The sequence below is a fragment of the Bacillus sp. LK2 genome, from assembly GCF_001043575.1.
In the GTDB taxonomy this organism is placed as follows: Bacteria; Bacillota; Bacilli; order Bacillales; family Bacillaceae_G; genus Bacillus_A; species Bacillus_A paramycoides.
Window position 1 is genome coordinate 1 of record NZ_LDUK01000060.1, and the last position, 22838, is coordinate 22838.

General features: G+C 34.7%; 15 protein-coding genes, 7 pseudogenes and 1 riboswitch. Of the genes and pseudogenes, 18 read left to right on the forward strand and 4 right to left on the reverse strand.

Features of this window, described 5'->3' with window-relative positions:
- The first annotated feature begins 641 nt into the window (after nucleotides 1-641).
- The 11 genes and pseudogenes from VK90_RS24965 to VK90_RS31145 all read left to right on the forward strand — a co-directional run bounded on the left by VK90_RS24965 (nucleotide 642) and on the right by VK90_RS31145 (nucleotide 12176).
- Nucleotides 642-908, forward strand: coding sequence for a phosphocarrier protein HPr (locus tag VK90_RS24965; protein WP_048376079.1), 267 nt, complete (start codon nucleotides 642-644; stop codon nucleotides 906-908).
- A gap of 348 nt (nucleotides 909-1256) precedes the next feature.
- Nucleotides 1257-3203: a BglG family transcription antiterminator gene (locus VK90_RS24970; protein ID WP_048376081.1), complete on the forward strand. Its 1947-nt coding sequence runs from the start codon at nucleotides 1257-1259 to the stop codon at nucleotides 3201-3203.
- A 156-nt stretch (nucleotides 3204-3359) separates the two neighbouring features.
- A complete protein-coding gene (locus tag VK90_RS24975; RefSeq protein ID WP_048376083.1) occupies nucleotides 3360-5315 on the forward strand; it encodes a PTS fructose transporter subunit IIABC in 1956 nt (651 codons plus the stop codon).
- A 17-nt stretch (nucleotides 5316-5332) separates the two neighbouring features.
- Nucleotides 5333-6280 (forward strand): mannose-6-phosphate isomerase, class I, encoded by a 948-nt coding sequence (gene manA / locus VK90_RS24980; protein ID WP_048376085.1) that lies wholly within the window; start codon nucleotides 5333-5335, stop codon nucleotides 6278-6280.
- 1279 nt (nucleotides 6281-7559) lie between these two features.
- Nucleotides 7560-8546, forward strand: a complete 987-nt coding sequence (locus VK90_RS24985; protein ID WP_048376087.1) for a mannose/fructose/sorbose PTS transporter subunit IIA — start codon at nucleotides 7560-7562, stop codon at nucleotides 8544-8546.
- Nucleotides 8547-8582: 36 nt separating this feature from the next.
- Nucleotides 8583-9383: a PTS mannose/fructose/sorbose transporter subunit IIC gene (locus VK90_RS24990; protein WP_048376089.1), complete on the forward strand. Its 801-nt coding sequence runs from the start codon at nucleotides 8583-8585 to the stop codon at nucleotides 9381-9383.
- Between the two features lie 21 nt (nucleotides 9384-9404).
- Nucleotides 9405-10316: a PTS system mannose/fructose/sorbose family transporter subunit IID gene (locus tag VK90_RS24995; protein WP_002175137.1), complete on the forward strand. Its 912-nt coding sequence runs from the start codon at nucleotides 9405-9407 to the stop codon at nucleotides 10314-10316.
- Nucleotides 10317-10510: 194 nt separating this feature from the next.
- The gene (locus VK90_RS25000) at nucleotides 10511-10891 is read left to right on the forward strand and encodes a DUF956 family protein (protein ID WP_048376091.1); all 381 of its coding nucleotides are present in this window, start codon (nucleotides 10511-10513) and stop codon (nucleotides 10889-10891) included.
- Between the two features lie 178 nt (nucleotides 10892-11069).
- A pseudogene (locus tag VK90_RS31255) lies at nucleotides 11070-11195 on the forward strand (hypothetical protein); the annotation flags it as partial.
- Between the two features lie 62 nt (nucleotides 11196-11257).
- Nucleotides 11258-11446, forward strand: a pseudogene (locus VK90_RS30920) (hypothetical protein); the annotation flags it as partial.
- A 601-nt stretch (nucleotides 11447-12047) separates the two neighbouring features.
- The gene (locus tag VK90_RS31145) at nucleotides 12048-12176 is read left to right on the forward strand and encodes a hypothetical protein (protein WP_002175141.1); all 129 of its coding nucleotides are present in this window, start codon (nucleotides 12048-12050) and stop codon (nucleotides 12174-12176) included.
- Nucleotides 12177-12762: 586 nt separating this feature from the next.
- Here the strand turns inward: VK90_RS31145 and VK90_RS25020 are convergent.
- The gene (locus VK90_RS25020) at nucleotides 12763-12981 is read right to left on the reverse strand and encodes a hypothetical protein (RefSeq protein WP_048376098.1); all 219 of its coding nucleotides are present in this window, start codon (nucleotides 12979-12981) and stop codon (nucleotides 12763-12765) included.
- Nucleotides 12982-13251: 270 nt separating this feature from the next.
- Between VK90_RS25020 and VK90_RS29375 the strand changes: the two genes are divergently transcribed.
- Together VK90_RS29375 and VK90_RS25025 are read left to right on the forward strand one after the other, a co-directional pair.
- Complete coding sequence (locus tag VK90_RS29375; protein WP_269431831.1) at nucleotides 13252-13467, forward strand: type I restriction enzyme endonuclease domain-containing protein; 216 nt, start codon at nucleotides 13252-13254, stop codon at nucleotides 13465-13467.
- A 131-nt stretch (nucleotides 13468-13598) separates the two neighbouring features.
- Nucleotides 13599-13823 (forward strand): YdbC family protein, encoded by a 225-nt coding sequence (locus VK90_RS25025; RefSeq protein WP_033719866.1) that lies wholly within the window; start codon nucleotides 13599-13601, stop codon nucleotides 13821-13823.
- 695 nt (nucleotides 13824-14518) lie between these two features.
- On the opposite strand, the pseudogene VK90_RS25030 reads toward VK90_RS25025, so the two are convergent.
- The 3 genes and pseudogenes from VK90_RS25030 to VK90_RS25040 all read right to left on the reverse strand — a co-directional run bounded on the left by VK90_RS25030 (nucleotide 14519) and on the right by VK90_RS25040 (nucleotide 18146).
- Nucleotides 14519-15227 (reverse strand): annotated as a pseudogene (locus VK90_RS25030) (IS6 family transposase).
- An 852-nt stretch (nucleotides 15228-16079) separates the two neighbouring features.
- Nucleotides 16080-16418: pseudogene (locus VK90_RS29380) on the reverse strand (Ger(x)C family spore germination C-terminal domain-containing protein); the annotation flags it as partial.
- Between the two features lie 138 nt (nucleotides 16419-16556).
- Nucleotides 16557-18146: a bifunctional metallophosphatase/5'-nucleotidase gene (locus VK90_RS25040; protein WP_002175146.1), complete on the reverse strand. Its 1590-nt coding sequence runs from the start codon at nucleotides 18144-18146 to the stop codon at nucleotides 16557-16559.
- A gap of 577 nt (nucleotides 18147-18723) precedes the next feature.
- Between VK90_RS25040 and VK90_RS30925 the strand changes: the two are divergent.
- The 5 genes and pseudogenes from VK90_RS30925 to VK90_RS25055 all read left to right on the forward strand — a co-directional run.
- Nucleotides 18724-18885: pseudogene (locus VK90_RS30925) on the forward strand (IS6 family transposase); the annotation flags it as partial.
- 538 nt (nucleotides 18886-19423) lie between these two features.
- Nucleotides 19424-19533, forward strand: a riboswitch (SAM riboswitch).
- Between the two features lie 173 nt (nucleotides 19534-19706).
- Nucleotides 19707-20050: pseudogene (locus VK90_RS31260) on the forward strand (ABC transporter permease); the annotation flags it as partial.
- A 47-nt stretch (nucleotides 20051-20097) separates the two neighbouring features.
- On the forward strand, nucleotides 20098-20904 hold the full coding sequence (metQ, locus tag VK90_RS25045) for a methionine ABC transporter substrate-binding lipoprotein MetQ (RefSeq protein WP_048376100.1): 807 nt from the start codon (nucleotides 20098-20100) through the stop codon (nucleotides 20902-20904).
- Nucleotides 20905-21120: 216 nt separating this feature from the next.
- Nucleotides 21121-21351: pseudogene (locus VK90_RS25050) on the forward strand (FAD-dependent monooxygenase); the annotation flags it as partial.
- A gap of 281 nt (nucleotides 21352-21632) precedes the next feature.
- The gene (locus tag VK90_RS25055; RefSeq protein WP_048376103.1) at nucleotides 21633-22745 is read left to right on the forward strand and encodes an RNA-guided endonuclease TnpB family protein; all 1113 of its coding nucleotides are present in this window, start codon (nucleotides 21633-21635) and stop codon (nucleotides 22743-22745) included.
- Nucleotides 22746-22838 lie beyond the last annotated feature (93 nt).

A 22838-nucleotide genomic window follows, 5' to 3' on the forward strand; every position in this document is an offset into this window, starting at 1 on the left:
ATCTAGTCCTTTTTATTATTGATTCAATGCTTAAAGTGATCCTGACAAATTGTTCAGTAACACTTTACTACCTGTCGAACAATTAAGATGGCTTCCTGCCATCCCTTGTCCGAAGCCAATTCATCTCCCGCCTACTCACTGGTCTGTGGCCCTTCACGTTCCTTGAGGAAGGAGTCTTCTTGGCTAAAATGATAAAGGAGAAGCAATAATAATCATTCGAAACGAAATTGTAACATCTTCACTCCTATTCTATATCGGAATTATATAGAATAGGAGTGAAGGGATGGATGATAGAGAAAAAATGATTACATATTTTGGTGAATTCTGGAAAGAGGATTCGGTTAAAATGCTGGCTGAATTGTATCCAGAAAACATTAAAAATCATTCGAATATTTAGAGTTAAATATACTCCTTTTAATGTTTTTTAGAGAAACTTGTATACCTCGAACCTCGCGTAATATCAGAGGAAGGAGTCTTCTGTCGGAAAAAGATAAATACAGCTTTTGCAGAAGCTACGGTAAAAAATAAAATTTTTACTTAGTTTGCTTTACTATATATTAAATGTAAACGGTTTCTATTCTCGGCGAAGATACTTAGAAGGGGACCTTAATGAATTTAGAAAACTGAAGGGGGAATCATAAGTGGTTGAAAAATTCTTTACAATATTAGAAGATGGGGGACTTCATGCGCGTCCTTCAACAACATTAGTTAATGCAGTTAGCTCATTTAAATCAGAAGTGATGCTTGAGTATAAAGAAAAACAAGTGAATTTAAAATCTATTATGGGTATTATGGCACTTGGTGTGCCAAAAGGCGCACAAATTAAAGTGATTGCACAAGGGGAAGATGAAGAACAAGTGCTTCAAAGTGTAAGTAAAGTAATGCAAGCACAAAGTATTGGCGCATGATAATAAGTACCGTTTTGAATGGTTTATATAATAAAAGGAATTTCCAACGCGAGAACGTTTCATCTAGAAACTCCTGAGTCAATAACATATAACGGTATATCATATATTAATAAGTATTGAAAGAACATCAAGATTCCCAATAGATTTAACTTCTTGGGAATTTTGATGCTTACTAGTAAGGGCAATGTAGTGTTATGTTATTACGTACAGATAGTAACGTGTACCATAACATAGTTGGAATTTTAAAATCAACACATATAATCTAAAGTGTTAGTTATAAGGGAAAATAAAAATATCCTGTGAAGTGATGCATATAACATAGAAGGATATAAGAGATAGGTGAAATTCATGAATACAAGACAAAAAGAAATTTTGTTTCTGTTATTATCTGAATCTAATGATTATTTATTAGTGCAAGACCTTGCGGATCAAGTAAATTGCTCGGAAAAAACAATTCGTAATGATTTTAAAGCAATTGAGGATCACCTTACGAATTATTCGAGTGCAATTCTTGTTAGGAAGCCGGGCTTAGGAGTTTACTTAGAGATTGAGGAATATGAAAAGGTAGATTTGTTTAATAAACTTTACTGTATAAATAATCGTACAAAGTATGAATCGGATGAAGAAAGAATCCTGCAAATTGCTTATAACTTGTTAATGAATGTAAAGGCAGTCACTGCACAGGATATGGCTTCTCAACATTTTGTAAATCGTACTACTATAAAGAAAGATTTAGATAGAATTGAAAAGTGGTTACATCATTTTGATTTAACTGTTGTTTCAAAGCAGCGGATAGGACTGATTGTTAAGGGAAATGAAAAGAATAAAAGAAAAGCCTTGGCTAGATTATCAGATTTAATTCGTAATTCAGAGCTAACGAATCAATTTATTAAGGAACAATTTTTATATCATGAGGTTGAATTTGTTACGAATGAATTGAAAGCGCTACAAAAACGACATGCATTATTTTTTACAGATGATGCATTTGAAAGTTTATTAGTTCATACGTTGCTGATGGTACGGAGAATGAAGCTTAAGCAATCGATTTTAACTTCTAAAAGGGAAATTAAAATAATACAAGAAACAAAAGAATATAAATGGACATTGGAGTTTTTAAAACGATTAGAGTGTGTTTTCGCTGTTCATTTTACAGAAGAAGAAGCGACGTATTTAACAGCTCATATTTTGGGCGGGAAATTCCGTTATCAAGACAAGCCAGGGGAAGGTAGTAAACTTACTGAAAGTAATCCAATCCTTTCTAGGGTTGTACATCAATTAATAAAACGAATGTCACAGTTGTATGAAATTGATTTCAGTAGAGACCAAGTTTTAATTGAGGGATTAACAATTCATCTATACACAACGTTGAATCGTTTGAACTATGATCTCTCTGTATCCAATCCAATGCTACACGATATAAAAAGAATGTATCCATATATGTTTAATATGTTGATTCAGGTATTAGAAGAAATAAATGAATCTTTAATTCTATATATTCCGGAAGAAGAAGCGGCGTATCTTACTCTACACTTTGAAGCATCTGTTGAACGGTTAGATCATCAGGAAAAATCAAAAAATGTAATTATAGTGTGTCATATGGGAATTGGGATGTCACAGTTGTTACGGACAAAAATTGAGCGGAAATTTCGTCATATCCATGTGATGGACTGCATTGCAAAAGCTGATTTACAAGATTATTTAATGAAACATCATGATGTGGAACTCGTTATTTCTACCATTGCTCTTTCAAAATTACTTATTCCTCATATTGTGGTATCCCCATTATTAGAGGGAGCGGAAGAAAAGAAGTTAGGGGACTTTATAAAAGAATGCGATGAACCGAGTTATAAAGAACAAAAAGACTTTGTTATGCTCAATTATACATCTCCATTTTTAGTATTTTTACAACAGGACGTGCAGCACCCATATGAGCTAATTGAAAAGCTAGCGCATGCTTTGCATAGCAAAGGCTATGTAGATAAAGAGTATGCAGAAAATGCAATTATAAGAGAAAAGATGTCAGCAACAACGATTGGAGCAGGGATTGCGATTCCGCATGGCAATCCGAAATTTATTCAAGAGTCGGTAATTGCAATAGCTACATTAAAGGAGCCAATTGATTGGGGATCGGAGAAGGTATCACTTGTATTTATGCTAGCAGTTAAAAGTGATGGGAAAGAGGTAACGAAACAGTTATTTCATGAGCTATCCTTCATAAGTCAGCAACCATCCTTTATTCAAAAGCTTACCAAAGAAACAAACGTAATGAAATTTTTATCGTATTTACATAATTAAACGAAAAGTGAAGGCCTAAATACTTCGCTTTTTTGTTTGTTTCGGTAAAAGGTTTATTTTTCCGGAAGTTACGGTAAAAAATGAAACTTTTGTCATTACGATATTGATTTATATTATGTGTAGGCGCTTACAACGATAGTGTGAGGAGGATTAGAAATGAAACTGTTAGCGATTACATCGTGTCCGAATGGAATTGCCCATACTTATATGGCTGCAGAAAATTTGCAAAAAGCAGCGGATAAATTAGGTATTCAGATGAAAATTGAAACCCAAGGTGGTATAGGGGTAGAAAATGAGCTGACTGAAAAAGATATTCGAGAAGCAGACGGTATCATTATAGCTGCTGATAGAGCGGTAAATAAAGATAGATTCGTAGGCAAAAAATTGTTGGTTGTCGGAGTTCAAGATGGTATCCGTAGACCAGAAGAATTAATTCAGAAGGTAGCAAGTGGCGATGTACCTGTCTATCATTCACAGGCCAAAACAGTTGATAGTAATCAACAGGAGAGAAAGCAAAACCCGATATATCGTCATTTAATGAATGGTGTATCTTTTATGGTTCCATTTATTGTAGTTGGTGGATTGTTAATTGCAATTGCATTGACGCTCGGCGGAGAAAAAACACCAGGAGGTCTAGTGATTCCAGATGGATCTTTCTGGAAAACAATTGAACAAATTGGTGGTGCATCATTTACGTTTATGGTTCCAATTTTAGCTGGATATATAGCGTATAGTATAGCCGATAAACCTGGTCTTGTTCCTGGTATGATAGGTGGATATATTGCAGCAACAGGAAGTTTTTATGGAAGTGAAAGTGGTGCTGGTTTTCTTGGCGGAATTATCGCTGGTTTCCTAGCAGGTTATGTAGCATTAGGAATTAAAAAAATAAAAGTTCCAAAAGCGATTCAACCAATTATGCCGATTATTATTATTCCGGTGTTCGCTTCGCTTGTAGTTGGTTTAGCATTTATATTTATTATTGGTGCTCCTGTCGCACAAGCTTTCGAGTCATTAACTGCTTGGTTGGCGGGTATGCAGGGATCAAGTTCAATTCTCCTAGCATTAATTTTAGGGGCAATGATTTCATTTGACATGGGTGGACCAGTCAATAAGGTTGCATTCTTATTTGGTTCAGCAATGATTGGAGAAGGAAACTATGAGATTATGGGTCCGATTGCTGCGGCAATCTGTATTCCACCAATTGGAATGGGACTTGCTACTTTCATAGGTAAGGGGAAATTCCAAGATTCAGAGAAAGAGATGGGTAAAGCATCATTTACAATGGGGCTATTTGGGATTACGGAAGGTGCGATACCATTTGCGGCACAAGATCCACTTCGTGTTATTCCAAGTATTATGGCTGGTTCAATGACAGGTGCTGTGATTGCCATGATTGGTCATGTAGGAGATAGAGTGGCACATGGCGGTCCAATTGTTGCGGTGCTAGGAGCAGTAGATAATGTATTTATGTTCTTTGTGGCTGTAATTGTAGGTTCAGCTGTGACTGCTGTTCTAGTAAATGTATTGAAAAAAGACATTTCAAAGGTAGAAAAACAAGCAGTTGAACAAATACAAGAAGTTTCAGCAACAAAAGAACTGCTGCAAGTGGAGCAAGAAACGCAAAAAGAAAGCAAACAAGTAGATAAGGTAGAAATAAAAAAACTAACAGACATTACAAGCTTAGAGTTAATTGAAACAGATCTAAAGGGAGAAACACGAGATGACGTCATTGATGAAATGATTCAAAAATTAAACCATGTCGGTGCATTGCATTCCAAAACAGAATTTAAACAAGCGATTATGAATCGTGAGCAAGAAAGTACAACAGGTATTGGTATGAATATTGCGATTCCACACGGAAAATCAGAAGCTGTTAAGAAACCGAGTGTGGTATTTGGGATTAAACAATCAGGCGTAGATTGGAAAAGCCTTGATGGAACGGAAGCGAAATTAATATTTATGATTGCGGTACCAAAAGAAAGTGAAGGAAATCAACATTTAAAAATCCTTCAAATGCTTTCTCGAAAACTAATGGATGACAATTATAGAGAGCGGTTATTATCCGTCCAAACAAAAGAAAAAGCGTACAAGCTACTAGATGAAATTGTATAGAATGGAGGATAATAATCATGACTGAACCATTATTTTTTGCACCTGTTTTTAAAGAAAGAATTTGGGGTGGAACGCAATTAACTTCTTTTGGATATGAGATTCCATCAAATCAAACTGGAGAGTGCTGGGCTTTTGCAGCACATCAACATGGACAAAGTATTGTTAAGAACGGAAAATATAAAGGTTTATCTTTAGGTGAGTTGTGGGAAGAACATCGAGATTTATTTGGAAATGTGGAGGGAGATTGTTTCCCTCTTCTTACAAAAATTTTGGATGCTAATCAGGACCTATCTGTTCAAGTTCATCCAAATGATGAGTATGCCAGTGTACATGAAAATGGAGAACTGGGAAAAACAGAATGCTGGTATGTAATCGATTCCAAAGAAGACGCAGAAATTATTTATGGACATCATGCGAAAACAAAAGAAGAGTTCATGGCTATGATTGAACAGAAAGAATGGAATCAATTGTTACATCGTGTGAAGGTGAAACCGGGAGATTTCTTCTATGTACCAAGTGGAACTGTTCATGCAATCGGTAAAGGGATTTTGATATTAGAAACACAGCAAAACTCTGATACAACCTATAGATTGTATGATTATGATAGAAGAGATTCAGAAGGGAATTTACGTGAGCTTCATCTTGAAAAAAGTATTGATGTAACCGAAATTCCATTTATATCGAATCAGTTAACTGTAAAACATGAAAAAGTAAATGATTTGATCGTAACAAATTTTATCAAGTGCCCGTATTTTTCAGTGAGAAAATGGGAGCTAGATGGATCAGCTAGTTTGAAACAACAAAAAGCATTCCTTCTTGTTAGTGTAATTGAGGGAGAAGGTGAGTTAATTAAAGATGGCGAACACTTTTTCTTTAAAAAAGGAGACCACTTTATATTACCTAATAATTTTGGGGAATACGATTTGGTAGGTAACACTAATTGTATTGTTTCAAGTTTTCAATAATTTTAATTATACATATATAACGTATAAGGGATGTTAATTTATTTTAACACAAATTAACCAGCTGTAGTCTTTGAATAAAGTATGATTCTTACAAATGCTTTAATTAGTTATATTTTAGTTTATCTAGGAATGACTGTGTTTGGAGTATATCTTAGAAAATATTAGTCCGATTTTTTCTGATGAGGGTAACATTTTGTTACTCTTTTTTGGGGGATCAACATTAACTAGCTACTTCCTAAACATTCTTCCTTATTAACCAACCTGTTTATGCTTTTTTCAAACTTTGCAACAGAGCCGTATTTCTGTTAGCTATTAAGAACGATGGAAAAGCCGTCTTTTATTCAAAAGCTTACGAAATAAACGAATGTAATGAAGTTTTTATCTTATTTACGTCATGAAATGAGGTAAGGCTCGGAAGGTCCATACCTTTTTGTTTTGATAAGGTAAAATTACTATTTTTCCGGAAGTTACGGTAAAAAATAAAACTTTTAACTGTTTGATATTGAAATACAGTAATGGTAGATGCTTTTATTAAGGTTTGAAGAGGAGGTATTAGCGTTTTTAATGACAACTGAGTATTAGATTCTGATAGTGAATGTATGATAGAAAGGCATTCTAGTAATATAAGTTATGGCAGTGAATTTTATTACTTAGCAGACCCTTTATTGACTTTATAGGTTTAAGTCAATGATTAGTTAATCTGGCATTGTATAAAAGCACCTTATTTACTACTTCTATTTGTGAATAAAATCACAAGTGATATATGGAACAACAAAATGAATTTTATGACTAAGCTTTCATCAATCATTTAATCTGGCGCAGTACTGTAAGGTGGAGGGGGACAGCTTTAACACTACTTCAGCGATAGTACACCATCCGCAGCCTCGCTGTATATCGCAATCTCATAGAGGAACAGAATAAAGCAGGCGGTCTGTCACGAGAAGGTCAAGTAGTCCTGACGAGAATGAGAAACAAGTTCCACAGTAATCACCCAATTTTCGAAGAGATAGGCAACAACAATGCCTCCTCGCCTATTTTTGAAACCGCTTTAAAAATGTCGAGAATCAGGTTTGTTCTGGGGGTGAATAAATGATAGATCTTGGCTATCAGGACAGAGCCGATACGGAATAATGAGTTCCGAGATCCTTACTAGGGATAAAGGAGGTGATTTTCTCAGAGAAGAAAAAGTTAACTTTTCAATAGACAAAGATTGACGAAAAGAGACACAACAGTTGTGTCTACTCAAAAAAACAGGAGGAAACATTTAGGAGGTAGTGATATGGTAGGGATTATCCTAGCAAGTCATGGCGAATTTGCTGAAGGCATCTTACAATCTGGCGCAATGATTTTTGGAGAACAAGAAAACGTTAAAGCGGTGACCTTAATGCCAAGCGAAGGTCCAGACGATTTGAGAGCAAAAATGGAAGCAGCAGTTGCATCTTTTGATAATCAAAATGAAGTATTGTTTTTAGTTGATCTATGGGGCGGTACTCCATTCAATCAAGCTAACAGCTTGTATGAAGAACACAAAGACAATTGGGCAATCGTTGCTGGTATGAATTTACCAATGGTGATTGAAGCCTATGCATCCCGTTTCTCAATGGAGTCTGCTCAAGAAATCGCAGTACATATCGTTAAAACGGCAAAAGAGGGGGTTAGAATTAAACCTGAAGAGCTAGAGCCGAAAGAAAATACTAATACCGTAGTTGTTGAAGATGGACAAGCAAAAGGTCCGCTTGCTCCAGGTACAGTAGTTGGTGACGGGAAAATCAAGTTCGTTTTAGCCCGTGTGGATTCTCGTTTATTGCACGGTCAGGTAGCGACTGCGTGGACAAAGTCTACAAACCCAAATCGTATTATCGTAGTTTCAGATGCAGTGTCTAGAGACGATCTTCGTAAGAAATTGATCGAACAGGCGGCACCACCAGGGGTTAAGGCAAATGTTATTCCAATCAGCAAAATGATTGAAGTTGCAAAAGATCCCCGTTTTGGTAACACTAAAGCACTATTATTATTTGAAAACCCACTAGATGTCCTAAAAGTTATTGAGGGCGGTGTGGACATTAAAGAAGTTAACGTTGGTTCTATGGCTCATTCAACCGGTAAAGTTGTCGTTAGTAAGGTTCTTTCTATGGGACGAGAAGATGTTGAGGCTTTTGAGAGAATGGAAGAAAAAGGCGTTCGGTTTGATGTACGTAAAGTACCGAATGATAATCGTGCAAACATGGATGACATTCTAAAAAAAGCGAAAGTTGAATTAGCATAGTGACATAGCAAATTTAAATGAAATGGGGGGTCCATAATGTCTATTATAGAAATAGTTTTAGTAATACTAATTGCTTTTCTAGCTGGTATGGAAGGAATATTAGATGAATTTCAATTTCATCAACCACTAGTGGCATGTACATTAATTGGTTTAGTAACAGGCAACTTGGAGGCTGGTATTGTTCTTGGTGGTACACTTCAAATGATTGCACTTGGATGGGCAAATATCGGGGCAGCCGTAGCGCCAGATGCTGCATTGGCATCGGTTGCATCAGCAATTATTTTAGTATTAGGCGGACAAGGTGTTAGTGGTGTTGCATCAGCAATCGCAGTAGCGGTTCCGCTTGCAGTAGCAGGCCTTTTCTTAACAATGATCGTTCGTACACTAGCTGTCCCTATCGTACATATGATGGATACAGCAGCTGAAGAAGGAAATATAAAAAAAATCGAAATGTTACATATCGCTGCGGTGTGTTTACAAGGGATTCGAATTGCGCTTCCTGCAGGAGCACTTTTATTTATCCCTGCACAAAGCGTTCAAGCATTCTTGGAATCAATGCCTGCATGGTTAACTGACGGAATGGCTATTGGTGGTGGAATGGTTGTTGCTGTTGGTTATGCTTTAGTTATTAATATGATGGCAACTAAAGAAGTATGGCCATTCTTCATTATTGGTTTCGTAATAGCTGCAATCTCTCAATTAACACTTATTGCACTTGGTGCATTGGGTGTGGCTTTAGCTCTTATTTACTTGAAACTTTCTAAAATGGGTGGTTCTTCAAATGGTGGTGGAGGAAACTCTGGCGATCCACTTGGCGATATCTTAAACGATTATTAATTCAGAAGGAGGAGAAAAGAAATGGCAGAAAAAATTCAATTAACAAAAAAAGATCGTTTAGCCGTTGCATGGCGCTCTACGTTTATTCAGGGTTCTTGGAACTATGAACGTATGCAAAATGGTGGTTGGGTCTTCTCGATGATTCCAGCAATTAAAAAATTATATAAATCAAAAGAAGATCGAAAAGCAGCGTTAAAACGTCACTTGGAATTCTTCAATACGCACCCTTATATTGCTTCACCAATTCTAGGAGTTACATTAGCACTTGAAGAAGAACGTGCTAATGGTGCTGAAGTTGATGATGTGGCAATTCAAGGGGTTAAAGTTGGGATGATGGGTCCTTTAGCCGGTGTTGGTGATCCAGTATTCTGGTTTACCTTACGTCCGATGTTAGGTGCTTTAGGGGCATCATTAGCAATGGGTGGAAATATCCTTGGGCCAATCCTTTTCTTCTTAGCTTGGAATCTGATTCGTTGGGGCTTTATGTGGTATACACAAGAATTTGGTTATAAAGCAGGTTCTAAAATCACTGATAATCTTTCAGGTGGATTATTACAAGATATTACAAAAGGTGCATCAATCCTTGGTATGTTCGTACTTGCTGCCTTAGTGCAACGGTGGGTATCGATTAAATTTCAGCCGGTTATATCTAAAGTTCAGTTAGATAAAGGTGCATATATTGAATGGGATAAACTTCCTTTAAATGGGGAAGGAATACGTCAAGCTTTTGAACAAGTAAACTCAGGAATGGCACTTTCACCTACGAAAGTAACGACCTTACAAAATAACTTGGATCAATTAATTCCGGGTTTGGCTGCATTGCTTCTGACATTCTTATGTATGTGGTTGCTTAAGAAAAAAGTCAGCCCAATTGTTATTATTCTTTCCCTATTCGTAGTTGGGATAGTTGGTCACGTAATTGGACTTTTATAATGAAAGTATCGATGCTCTCAATTCCCAATGCTTACTAATGAGATGTAGTTTGTAGGAGACTTTTACAGCCTGCAAATACATAACTGTTTGCATATAAAAGTGGCTGGAGGATATTGATTCGGCCACTTTTTATGTTGACTTAATTGCTTAGAGAAGCAATTAATAAATAAGATAAAAGAAATGGAGCGGATATAATGGTTCAGTCAATTAATACAAAGGTAGATCTAGTAATAGATGCCACTTCCTTTATGGGACTTGCAGATTATGGGGAAATTATGATTGGTGATAAAGGGTTTGAATTTTATAATTCTCGTGACACACGTAAATTTATTCAAATTCCATGGGAAGAAGTAGATCACGTTATTGCCTCTGTGATGTTTAAAGGGAAATGGATTCCACGTTATGCGATTGAAACGAAGAGAAACGGGACCTTCACCTTTTCTTCTAAGGATACAAAAAAAGTTCTTCGGGCCATACGAGAATATGTAAATCCAAATCACATGGTTCGTTCTCTAAGTTTCTTTGATGTTATTAAACGATCATTTAAGTCGATGAGCAAGAAAAAAATGGAATAAAAGCTAAAGTGACCTCTCTCAAGTAGATAGAATTCTATTTTGTGAAATCCTTTACGAAATGCAGATGTATATTTTAACTACCAAAATATTAGGTTTTATTCACTATGAGAGTATGTTTGTAAGAGTTTTTACGAGCATCCTTTTTGGTTGGGGATTTATCGGCCATAGAAAAAAGTTTAGTGTAATTGAGGGAGAAGGTGAGTTAATTAAAGACGGCGAACTCTTTTTCTTTAAAAAAGGAGACCATTTTATATTACCTAATAACTTTGGGGAACCTCCTACAGTGGAGAAACAAAGGATGTAATCGAGTTAATGAAAACAGCAAAAGAGATTGGATTGAAGACAATTAGTCTTTCGCGTTTAGGAAGCAGATACGAGTTATACTTCCATAATCAAGAATGGCACAATGAATCCTGGCAACCGAAAGCTTCTAAGTTCTTTCCTTCAATCCTTATAATTACAGACAAACATTACGACGTTCAATCTCCTTATTTCCGTATCTTTCAGACTTCTTCCATCAATAAATTTATGGGTAGTATGTCAGCTAAATTATAATAACTCTTCCTAGACTAAACAGTACACCCGAATGTACGGCTGAAGATGAGAGAAGTTATAAGGCATACAGGGAATATTATGTTATACAACTGGGCATGAGTCTAAGAAAAATAAAGAAGCCCTTCTAAAAAGGCTTTTTTATTTTTAAACTGCATCTTTAGTAATTTTCACCTCATGATCAAATTACTCGTATAAGGTTAAAGTAATTACTTGAGCTAACATACTAGAGTTGATGGTAATTCGAGTCGTACAGGTATTAATAAGAGGATTTGATGTGTGATGCTCTATAAAATACCATATATGACTTGAATGGATGGTATTAGAAATAATTGAGCAAAAGATGAATGGAAATTGGAAATAATAAAGTTTGATCAAAATCTTGTAGTAAAACTGCAGGATTTTTCTTTTTCTTATTGAGCTAATGGGGGAGTTTAGTTACAGAAGAAAATCAAATAGCATAAGCATACAAAAAAGAAAGCAAACTAAAATCAAGGGTGCCGATAACGAAAAGATACTACTTCGCTATCTGTATATGGTGTATGTATAATTGTTGGCATCTTTGAAGGAATAACTAAATTTAAACTACAAGGGTGGTGAAAGAATGGCTAAAAATAAAAAAAATCAATTTAAGAATGATAAAAACGTTCTCCCAAAAGCAGATGTAGAACTTGCTGGAGAAAATGGACTTGAAAAAATAGCATTAAGAGCTCAAAAAAATCAAAATAAGTAAAGAATAAGGGACATAGACCTGTCCATTTGTTCCTTGAAATTAACCTGATGTTTTTTTAGGAATACTAAAAGTAGATCATCATAAGGTGATCTCTTATGTTACATCCACAATATCCATTCCTTTGTCAGAGGCTGGAAAAATGGCCTTTTTACAGAGATGGTAAATAAGTATGTTCATACCACAGCTACAAAGGCTGGCAAGCACCTAATGTTATTTTAGTGTTAGATTCTCCATCAACACGTCATTTAAATGATGTAATCGTTTCCCAGACAGCTAATCCAAAACAAATAAAAAATGCGTTATTTATTAGTATGTCACGTGTAAAGGGGAAGGCCTCGACTGGGGAGTATTTCTTTGTTTGCTTAAATTACTTACAAAAATATAATCATTTAAAATCAATTTTTAATTCATCCTTTGAAGATGAAATAGACTTACCATTTTAGTAGGGCTAAACATAGGAGAGATATCACTCCTAAAGCAGTTTAAGAAAAAAACTCTCTTAGACATATCATAGTGAACCGTACAAGAACTATCAGCAAACCAAAATAAAAATCCAGCTAGATGATAATCATCTAGCTGGATTAATTTAATTTTTTCCATTGGATGTCCACTGTATACCTGATTTTTCATATATACGGGTTAGCAACTGATTATATTTTTCGGCTTTTTTATTTATATCGTCAATAGATTTGGAAAATTTATTGCCACTGCTTACATCCTTGTTGTTTATAGCTAATTTAGAATACTCAGCAGCTTCATTTAATTTGTTGAAAATTTCAAGTAATAATGCTTGAGGTTCGTTCATATTTGGATTGAATTTTTTCTTAGAAATCTCACTAATAATTTTTTGAATATTGTCTTCCTTTTTTTTCTATCTTGATCAAAAATTGTTCTTTTTCTGCATGGCTTGATATCCCTTGGTTATAGCTGTCTATTAATTCATCCATAAGTGGATAAATGTTCTTGTATTTTTCATTAAACCAATTCGCATCATTAATAATTTCTATTATTTAAAAGGCTGATGATAAAAAGTATATTGGTACAATATTCCTACTCATATTATAATACTTAGTTACTGACTTTTTCACAATATTGTTCTGAAGAGTTAACAGCTGATGATGTCATTAAGAAATCCATGGATAATGAAACGCTAAATAAAATCGCACATGAATTAATAAATGCGATTAAGAACAACATAACTATTGACTGGAGTTTCAGACAAAGCGCTCAAGCAGGTAGGAGAAGAATCAATAAAAGGCTGTTAAAGAAATGGTATTCCCCACCAATTTAAGCGGGGAATACACTGGAAGTAGTCATGAGACAAGCAGAGTTTATGTGTGGAAATTCAGATTCTATTGATATAGGTCGAAAAACAGGCAGGAGAACAAAGCGGTGACTATGTACTATAAAGGAGACATAGCTATGGCAGATATAAAGTTTGAAATTAAAGAAAACGTAGGCGTTTTATCTCAATCACCTAAAGGGTGGACAAAAGAATTAAATCTTATTAGTTGGAATGGAAAAGAAGCAAAGTATGATTTGCGTGATTGGGCGCCAAATCATGAAAAGATGGGTAAGGGCATTACATTGACTGTTGAGGAACTAAAGACATTAAACAACGTTTTGAATAGTGTGGAATTAAAGTAAATAGGGTAATTGAGGCACAATCTTTAAAAGTCTGTGCCTCTTTTTATTGAATTTAGATGAAGGAAAATGATTCAACGCTAGCATATAATTCATACTGATTTATCACAGGAGTGTGCTGGAACGACTATTCTAAAGACTTGAGGTGATGGACGTTACCTGTTTGGAGCATGGGGATGTATATAACAGACAGCAGATAGGATACTAATATTGCAAAACTAAAGGAAATAAGTCTAGTGATGATATACCAGAATATCAATTTTTTATGATAAAGTGAAGTGTGAAGAGATGCTTTGTACAGATGCGTAGGCTACTAGTAATCGTAAATCAAAGAGATCCCTCTATCATTTAAATTGAGGGATTAAATTTCTTTTAGAAAAATGTCTTATAAAAGCTGTCTGCATTAGGAAAGTTAGTGCGAAATATGAAACAGCAAATTCTTGGCGACTCTGTTTACATATATCTACATAGTTCCCTCCAGATTTTTTCTGAAACCTCTTCTCTAAATTTTAAAGAAGTTTTATTAAACGGTCGTGCTTCTTGCGGATCAGCAAGCAATAAGATGTTTTTAAGCTTATGTGAAGGTATAGGTTTAATTAGTTCTGTAAAATTTATAAGGGGCATATAATACTCAGGGTTCTGGTGCAAAAAGATAATGAAGAGTAAAAAGAATGAGTCATTTCTAACGGAATGACTGTTTATAGGTTAAGACTAAAGAGAATATTAATCAGTTGTATCTGATTTTGGACAGACTTTCCTCCATGGAAAGTCTGTCCTTTTCTAATCATATGCATAGCTTCTATTCCAGCAAGTGTTTTGGTTGCTGTGTGAAGAGATTGAAATCCTAGCATATTTCGGACCCGTTTTTTGATAAAACGATGGTCTTGCTCGACAATGTTGTTTTGATATTTCATCTGTCGTAACTTGATTCCTGCTGGTAGGTCTCTTGCTTTTTGTGATTGTTTCACGGCTTTTGTATAGGCTGGGTTTTTATCAACTGTGAGGACACGAGGTTTTGAGGTATGACAAGAAGATAAGGCCTTTTTGAAGAAACGTTTAGCTGATTTCGCTTTTTCTACTTTTACTTAAATAAAAATCAACGGTGTTTCCCCCAGAATCCACAGCCTGATACAAGTACATCCATTTTCCTTTCACTTTGATATATGTTTCATCGACACGCCAGGAATCCTTTGTTTTCTTCAAATGACGACGAACGCGTTTATCTAGTTCCAATCCATACCGATGAACCCAACGCATAATCGTTGTATGAGAAATGGATAAACCACGTTCCTCCATCATTTCTACCAAATCTCGATAACTTAAACTGTACCGGAGGTATCATCTAACTGCTAATAGAATAATCTCCGGTTCATAATGCTTCCATTTAAAATCCACTGGTTTTTTCATCGTCTTTATTTATGAATATTTTCAGTGTACACAATGACAGTATTTTTTGCACCAGAACCATAAAAATATTGTATGTTTAAATATTATATGTTACATTAATATTACAACAACATTACATAAAGTTACTTTTGTTTCATTTATTTTTCTTTGTGTCTATTTTTGTTACGAAATGTAAAATTAAAATGGTTTATCAATGTGTATAAGGGTGTGTGTAGTAAAAAGTCTGAGCTAGAACTACATGCAAATTATAAAATTTCCTTTCTGTCTTAAAAGAAGAATACCAACTATTTAGGTTTTTTTGTAATGAGATTAAATAAAATGTACTTCCTTTCCCACACAATTTAGTACATGTTTATGGTTTAGTCTAATTGCTACATAGACCCTTATACATATGAATTTAACTGCATTAAAGAAAATATTATTACTTAAAACAATATTAAAAAACTAAACTTTTAATAATATCATCTTAGACATTTTATTTGTTCTAAAAAAATGCCTAGATGGTATTTTTAATAGGGGAACTTTAAAGTTACATTATTTATTGAATCTAATAATGCATACAAATGAATTTTTAGATTTAAATTCATTATGAATCTATATATAATCATTGAGGTATATAAAATGAAACATTCTTATAAGGTGTTTATATGTGTTTGGATAGTAATTATATTATTTTTTGTAACTTATTATGGAATAACTTGATATTTGATAATAATTAGTAATAAAAAAGAAAGATCTATTGGTTAGCATTTAACCAATAGATCTTTCTTTGAGTTAGCATCCTTCACATAATTATTATTGAGGAAGAAAAAATGTATGGAGAAATTTTATGAAATATAAGTATAGTCTAGTCTAATTTCTAATGGTTCCAGTATCTTTAATTTTGACGTGAGTTTTAATATTTATTTTAGCCTTTGTTAATGCTTGCGACTAATTTCCTTTTAGTTTTTTTCACTCTTTATATTGAAAAGCTCTAGCATATAATGATAATCCAATTGGATCAATTTTATTCTTTTGTATTTCATACAACATAAGTTGTAATTTTTTATTAAGTTCTTCCTGGATATCCTGTTCTAAATTATTTATGGCTTTATTATTATCAACATGTCCATTTTTCAAATTTCTATTGATTTTTTCTATTAAAGTTACATTAGCGTATATGTCAAAATTAAATATAAATTTTCTTTTTTTCGGTACTTTGCATATAGATGGTAAATCCGTTGATCACGGTAGGACTTTATTTCAAACCCACACAAGAAAAAATAGATTACCTGCACACTAAAAAGTATAGCGAACAGGTAATCTAGGTGTTTTGAGATTAATGAAAAACTAATTTATTTTTTGAATTCTTCCATCAATAATAGGCTGAATTGGTTCTTTTGCTTGTTTTATATAATCTACTAATGCTTCAAAATCAGTTGGTCCTGTTTCAGCATCTTTCCCATTTTTAAAGGACACAAATCCATCTCCACCTGAAGCTAGAAATGCGTTCGCAACGACGCTGTAAGTTTTAGAAGGAATAATTTCTTCTCCATTTGTTAAGCGAATACTTGTGACTTTTTCTCCATTTGGCTTGTTCGCATCCCAAGTGTATTGGATCCCTGAAATTTGAAGCATTCTTGTTATGTCTTTTTGCCATTGTTGATTTAAAATATCACGAATGTCTTGACCCGTTAAATTAACTTTTATTAATTGATTTCCGAATGGTTGAATGCCATATACCTCTCCCCATGTAATATCACCAGCATCTAAGTCATTACGAATACCACCAGGGTTCATAAGAGCAATTTGGGATTGCATTGTTGCACGCTGGGCATCAGCGATTAAATTGCCGAGAGTAGATTCACCAGCCGTATTTTGTTTGCGATCTAGTGGAGCGGTAGATTTACCAAGAACTTCATTGACAAGAGGTGCGATTTTTTCTTGATATTTATCCAACTTCTTCTTTATTTTTTCATCAGGCTTTATGCCATCATGGTAGGTTGTAACAATTTCTGCTTTTTTCTCAACAATATCTTTTGTCTTACGATCAATCTTTACATCAACATCAGCAAAAGCCATTCCATAAGAATTTGCTTGTACGACAAGTTTATTATTAACAGTTCCATTTACATAGGTGTGGCTATGCCCCCCAAAAATAACATCAACTTCTGGATCAGTCTCATTTGCTAATCGGACGAGATCACCATTTGTTACGCCGTTCGCATCTGTTGTACCTCCGTTATGCGCAAGAACAACGATAGATTTAACGCCTAGTTCTTTCAATTGCTTTACGGATTTGTTAATGGCCTCAACTTCATCTGTAATTTCTACATTCTTTAGCATAGTAGGCATAACAAGGTTAGGAACATCTGTTGTTACGACTCCGATAAAGCCAACAGGAACTCCTTGTACCTTTTTTATAGTAAATGGTGGTAAAAATAGACGACCAGTGGATTTATTATAGAAATTTGCGGCAACATATGGGAATTTTGCTCCTTTAAAATTCCCTGTTTTTTCATGGTATCCACCATAAATAAGGCGGTGCATTTCTTCAATGCCTTCATCAAATTCATGATTTCCTATGGTTCCAACATCAAATTTTAAATCATTTAGAAATTCAATCGTGGGTTCGTCTTGTAATAATGCTGAAACAGGAGGACTTGCTCCAACGATATCGCCAGCATGAACCTTTAATGTATTCGGATTTTGTTTTTCACGATCACGTAAATATGCAGCTAAGTACTCAATTCCCCCTGCATCTTTATTGTTAATTTTCTTTACAGTGTCTAGTTGCCCATGAAAATCGTTAATACCGAGCATTTGTACATCTATGTAGCGGTTTGGTTCTGTAGGTGCTTGAGCCGGAGGTGCAGCGAATACACTTGAAAAAGTAACTGTACTTAATGCTAAAGCAACTGGAATGATTTTTTTCAACATAAAATTTTCTCTCCCCTTAATAAAATCTGACATCATACGATATAATCTGACATCATACGATATTATTTTAATAGATTAAGAAGATTATTTCTATAAAAATTCTACTAATTATAAAAATTAATAAGATTTTATTGTTTTCTGACAAAGGACTCCTTCCTTAAAAATGTGAAGGTGTGAAACACCAATTTTAGGTGGGAGATGAATATCGGTAGGCGTGAGCCTACGTTTTTTTGATTAGGATATAAAGAAAAAGTGCCACCGGCACTCCAAACATATATATAAAATCAAAACGCACACCATTGGAGCCAATGGCATGCGCTACATAAATTGTTAGATATTCGCACATATCTGTTTTACAAACTATTCACAGGAAAACAGATTCATATGGATGAAATGACAGAATCAGAGTAAACGTAAAATAGGGTGAGTGCAAAATTATGGATGTTTCTTTTACATTGTTCTTTGTGGGGTAGCCTTAGGAAAGGGCGAATTTACAATAGAAATGTAATAATTACTAAGATAATAACTTTTCCCTTCGTTTTGAGGGTCTTCTTTAAATAATACCGTCAAACAAGATATTATTTTGGTAGCCGTTGGCTATTACAGTCGTTTTTCTTTAAGCTATCGCGATGTATCTGAGATCCTAAAAGAACGTGGTATTTCCGTTCGCCTAACAATCATCATGCCATGGGTTCATGAAAATGGCAGTCTAATCTATCAAGTTTGGAAAAGGAAAAACACAAATCACCACCATGCTGCACGTATAAAAGGTATCGAGACTATTCATCCGCTATATAAACAAAGGCGAAGTCTGCAAAGAGACTCCGCTTTTTCAACATACAATGAACCTCAACAAATACTAGCAACTTCCTAATCCTTTTTCCTCATTCACCAATCTGTTTATACTTTTTTCAAACTTTGCAACAGAACCCAATGTAAGCTCTATGTCCCTATTAAATAATTTTTGCACCAGAATCCAAAATTGCATAGAATGTAAAAATTTTCATAAGAGTAATTTAAGCATACCTAAACTTTGCAACAGATCCTTCTAGTATTATCGTGTTACTGTATAACAATGAATCTAGAAAAAGTATAAAATAAGTGGTTTTGATTGAGGGATTTATAAGAGGTACTACCACACACCCATCAAGCTAGTATTTTGAAGTTTTTTTTTCGTAAATCCTTATTGACATAACGAGTGTATATTGATAAAATTCAATTCATAAAATATAGACAATTTAATAAATTTCAAATCAGATGAAAATTAAATCTGATTTCTCTTATCCAGAGAGGTGGAGGGACTGTGCCCTGTGAAACCCAGCAACCATCAACTTTTACATTGAAATGGTGCTAATTCCTGCAAAGCAAATGCTTTGAGAGATGAGAGGAAGGGATACTGTTGATATATGCATAAAAACCTTTCTGCTCATTCTAAAAGCAGAAAGGTTTTTTGTTGTTCGAATGAGAGCGAAGGATATTCTGAGAGAAAACAGAGCAATTTATACAGCCGATGGTAAGTAATATTTATGAGTTCATTCTATCCCGTCATATAGTCAATATTTTGCCCGTTTGGTTATTTTAGCGATCCCATTTATGAAGATTCTCCGTGGGGTAAGTGTAGAACTGCCAGCTTTAATGATTGGAGCTTTAAAGGCAATAGGAGCAAAACGAGCACGATTATTGGGAAGGTATTAATTCTAGAATCCTTACTAACACCAGTAGTTGGTATTACCATAACGACTATTGGTGTTATCAGTGCTGGTAGAAAAGTGAAACTTGATTGTTTAGAAGGATTTCAGTGCAGGAATAACGATGTGACAATCATTGCAACAATCATTGCAACAATTTGTGTATTACTCATTGTTTTTCTAATTCAATGGGTTAGTAATTTTGTTACAACGTGAATTGATAAAAAAATAAATACATAAAAAAGAAGAAGGGTGTTTACAACATGAAAAAACTATTACTATCAGGACTTATTACAACGGCAATTTTGGGTTTAGCTGCTTGTGGAGGAAAAAGTGAAGATAAGCTTGTTGTTGGTGCTTCTAATGTACCGCATGCAGTTATTTTGGAAAAAGCAAAACCGTTACTTGAGAAAAAAGGTGTAAAGCTAGAAATTAAAAAATTCCAAGATTACGTATTACCAAATAAATCATTAGCGAATAAAGAATTAGATGCAAACTATTTCCAAGGTATTCCATACTTAGAGAAAGAAATGAAAGACAAAAAATATGATTTTGAAGTAGCTGGAAAAATACACATTGAACCAATCGGTTTATATTCTCAAAAATATAAAAACCTAAAAGAGCTTCCAGATGGTGCAACAATTATTATGAGTAATGCAATTACTGATCATGGACGTGGTTTAGCGATTTTACAAAAAGAAGGTATTTTGAAAATTAAAGATGGTGTAGACCCTGTAAAAGCAACCGTAAAAGATATTGCAGAAAACCCAAAAAATTTGAAATTCAAAACAGACATTGAACCTGGTTTATTAACACAAATGTATAAAAATAAAGAAGGCGATGCTATTTTAATTAATGCTAACTATGCAATTGATGCAAAATTAAATCCAAAGAAAGATGCAATCGCGATTGAAGGTAATGATTCTCCATATGTAAACGTAGTTGCAGTTCGTAAAGGTGATAAAGATAAGAAAGAAATTAAAGCACTTGTAGAAGTATTGCATTCGAAAGAAATTGAAGACTTTATTAATAAGGAATATAACGGTGCTGTTATTCCTGTAAAAGAATAACTTTGAAAAGAATGGAGAATTTCGAGAGCGAGCCCTTCAAGATCAAGCACAGGAGCTAGTTGCTTAATGTGTATAGCTTAGTCAACAGGTCGCAAGTACATTACTCATATTACTCTTTCATAAGGAATCCGGTGCTGAATCATCAGTACCGGATTTTTGGTTCTGGTGCAAAAACTTCAGGACACTTGCAATAAATCTATAAATCTTGGACATACTGATGCGGCGTATGGCCCATCACCCTTATCGGGTCAAGGTACTAGTCTAGCGCTTATCGGAGCTTATGTATTAGCTGGTGAGCTCAAAGCCACGCATGACGATTATTCCCGTGCCTTTGTTACCTACGAACAAGAGATGAGAAAGTTTGTTGAGAAAAATCAAAAAATAGGGCTACTAGCTGCTGGGAGCAGGGTTGAAAAATCAAGATTTAAAATCTTTCTGCGTAATTTAACGCATTATCCGAAAGAAGTTTCCTTCCTCAAGCGTTGTGAAGGACAATAGTCCAACGGTAGGTGGGAGATGAATTTTGGTTTGGTGTAGCCCCAAAAATTGTTTTTTCTATTTATTTCGCCTCTGATATAATCAGTCTTATAAGAGTTAAAGTTTGGTATAACAATGAAATTAGATAATACTAGCGCAGTGTTCATGTTGTGTTATCACCTTTGGTGGTTCGTCATAGATAAAGTAAAACAGTTTATGGGAAATCAAGGCGAAAAGTGAGATGAACTGATATGACAAAGCATAATAAGGCGTACAAATTTCGTCTGTATCCAACAGAAGAACAAGCCTATCTGATCCGTAAAACTTTCGGGTGTGTACGCTTTGTGTATAACAAGATGCTGGCTGAACAGAAAGAAGTATACGAAAAGTACAAAGAGAACAAGGAAGAACTTAAGAAACAAAAATTCCCTACTCCTGCGAAATACAAAGCAGAGTATGAATGGTTGAAAGAAGTCGATTCATTAGCGTTGGCAAATGCTCAACTAAACTTGCAAACCGCGTATAAGAATTTTTTTAGTGGGCAAAGTGATTTTCCTACATTCAAAAGTAAAAAAAGTAGAAAATCATATACAACGAATCGGGTAAACGGAAATATTATGTTATTTCATGGTTATATCAAATTACCGAAATTGAAACTGGTGCGACTGAAGCAACATAGAGAGATACCGCAAAACTATATCATCAAATCATGCACGGTTTCGATGACACCAACTGGTAAGTTTTATGTGTCTGTCTTGACTGAATATGAAAAAGAAATCGTTCAAAGAGAAGTAGAAAGTGTGATTGGATTAGACTTCGCAATGGCTGAATTGTACGTGAGTAGCGAAGATGAGAAAGCCAATTATCCTCGCTTTTATCGTCAGATGTTAGACCGATTAGCAAGCGCACAACGAGTATTAGCAAGACGTGTGAAAGGTTCAGAGCGTTGGAATAAACAACGCATTCGTGTCGCTAAGTTGCATGAAAAGGTCGCAAATCAACGTAAGAATTTCCTTCATCATAAGTCTAAAGAATTGGCTACTCATTTTGATGTTGTAGCAATAGAAGACTTACATATGACAGGAATGTCACGAGCACTTCGCTTTGGTAAAAGTGTTGCGGACAACGGTTGGAGGATGTTCACGACATTTTTAGCATATAAGCTACAAGAACAAGGAAAACAACTTGTAAAAATAGATAAGTGGTTTCCTTCTACAAAAATGTGTAGTCGTTGTGGAAGCAGAAAAGATATGTCACTATCTGAACGCACGTATGAGTGTACTTGCGGACTAAGAATAAGTCGTGACTATAACGCAGCTATAAATATCAAAAAGGAAGCTATACGCTTATTAGCGTTGGCATAAATAGTAACAAAATAACCTTTGGAACAAGGGAGTTAGCTCGGCTGTCCTAGGACGAATTCGTTAGCTATTAAAAGTAACGATTAACCGAGAAGC